This is a genomic window from Mesorhizobium sp. M1A.F.Ca.IN.020.06.1.1 (assembly GCF_004023265.1).
Lineage (GTDB): Bacteria > Pseudomonadota > Alphaproteobacteria > Rhizobiales > Rhizobiaceae > Mesorhizobium.
Genome location: NZ_RZSR01001007.1, coordinates 1 through 2101 on the forward strand (window position 1 = coordinate 1; position 2101 = coordinate 2101).

Annotated in this window: 2 protein-coding genes; both read right to left on the minus strand. The window is 62.3% G+C overall.

Going from position 1 to position 2101, the window contains the following annotated elements; all coding sequences use genetic code 11:
- On the minus strand, positions 1-1497 hold a 1497-nt coding region (locus tag EOA60_RS30210), incomplete at its 3' end, for a GNVR domain-containing protein (RefSeq protein WP_245502649.1).
- A gap of 167 nt (positions 1498-1664) precedes the next feature.
- A partial coding sequence (locus EOA60_RS30215) for a sugar phosphate nucleotidyltransferase (protein ID WP_245502650.1) occupies positions 1665-2101 on the minus strand: 437 nt, incomplete at its 5' end.

The following is a 2101-nucleotide window of genomic DNA, read 5'->3' on the forward strand; positions in this document are numbered from 1 at the left end:
GAAGAAGCGCTCGTTGAATTCGTTCAGGCCTCCGCAGCCGGCGCCGAGCATGAGGCCAAGCACCAGCGAGAGCGCCAGCACACGCAAGGTGCGCGGAGCCGAGGCGGTGAGAGGCATCGACGCGTCGGAGATGATGCGGACCTTGCCGACCGGGAATGACTGCTGCTGCGACGCTTCCTCGTAACGGCTAAGGAAAGTCTGATAGAGCGTGGTCAGCGCCTGCGCCTGCTGATCGAGCTCCTTCAGCCTGACCTGCGACTGGTTGTCGATCGAGCTCTTGCCTGCCTGGGTGGCGATTTTCTCCCTAAGCGCGGTCTCGCGCGCCTGCGCCACCTGATAGTCGTTTCGGTAGCTTTCGGTGATCTGTTTCAGCTGTCCGAAGATCTGCGCCGAGACGTCGGCCTTCTCCTTGGCCAGCGCAACCGCCTGCGGGTGATCCTTGCCGAAGTTGTTCTCGACGTCCTGCAACCGCTTGGCGATCGCGAGATAGCGGGTTTTCAGCGCGATGATGACCGAGCTGCTCGGCTGATCGGCCGCTATCGCGGAATCGTTGAAGGCGCTTTCGGAGCCGCTGTCGACGATCGCCTTGTACTGCTGGTAGCGGGCGCTGGCGCGGGCTGTATCGGCCTGCGCGACGATGAGCTGGGCGTTCAGGTCGGCGAGTTGCTTGTCGCTGAGCAACTGGCCGTCGCTGTTTGCGGAAAGCCCGTGCTCGGCCCTGAACTTCTCGACCGCCAGCGCAGCTGCCTGCGAGCTTTCGCGCAGTTCGGTCAGCCGGCCTTGCAGCCAAACGGCCGCGCGCTCGGTGGCGTCGAAGCTGGCGTTGAGCTGGTCGGCAAGGTAGGCGTCCGCATAGGCCTTGGTGATGGCCGTGGCCAAAGCCGGATTGGTCGACTGATAGCCGATGCTGATGACATTGCTGCGGCCGTTGCGATCCGCCATCAATCCGGTTTGCAGCACGAGGACCGCGTAGTCATGGGTTGCCGCCTTCATCATGGCTTCGCGCGTTGCGGCATCGACATTCTCGATCCCGGGGATTTGGTTGGCGCCGCCGCTGCGGAAATAGCCGACGATGCCGCGCAAGAATCCGATTCCCTGGGCCAAAGCCGATTGCGGCGGGTTCATGAATTCCTGGTTCTGGTCCAGCTTCAGCTTGTCGACCACCTCCGATGCCAGCCGCGCCGAGTTGAGTATCTCGATCTGGCTGAGGATCGTCGCGTCCGTCTGCTGCGTGGCACTGACAGCCGAAATGTCGTCCACGACCTTGTTCAGGCCGTCGTCAATCAGCACGCTCGCAAGGGAGGTGTATTGCTTGGGCGTCGTCTGGAGATAAATCACACCCAGGAACAGACCGATGACGGCGCAGACCGCCACCACCTTGGCCTGCCGGGCGGCCATGCCAAGCAGACGCTCGATGTCGATGAAGTCTTCACCCTTTTCCGGTTCGGTGCTGGGCAATGGCATCCTCTTGTCGAGAGGAAAGTTGGCATAATTCATCGTCGGTCCAATTCCAGGTTGCAGGCGCTACCGGCCTTCGAAGAGTGTCGTCGTTACCAGAAAAGGCCACGCAACATTCGTGCCACGGAGCGCCCGGCCAAGAAGGCCAAGCGCTTGCGCGGCTGTCGCGCCATCGCGATTTCGCATATGCACCCAAAATTTGGGCATTATGCGGCTACTTCCCGGCGCTCGTGCGACCGGACGAATTGCTGCAGCATTTCGAAGACAGGTCCTTTCATGTCGTCGCGCGCCAGAGCAAAGGCGATGGTGGCCTCGATGAAGCCCTCCTTGGAGCCGCAGTCGAACATGCGGCCGTTGAAGGGCTGGGCATAGAAAGGCTGGCTTTCAGCCAGTCGAACCATGGCGTCGGTGAGTTGGATCTCGTTGCCGGCGCCGCGTTGCTGGGTGCCGAGCAGGGCGAAGATCTCCGGCTGCAGGATATAGCGGCCGTTGATGTAGAAGTTCGACGGCGCGTTGGCGGGGGCCGGCTTCTCGACCATGGCGGTTACTTCGAAGCCCGAGGCCACCTCGGCGCCGCGGCCGACGATGCCGTATTTGCTGGTTTCCGAAGGATCGCAGCGCTCGACGGCGATGACGTTGCCGC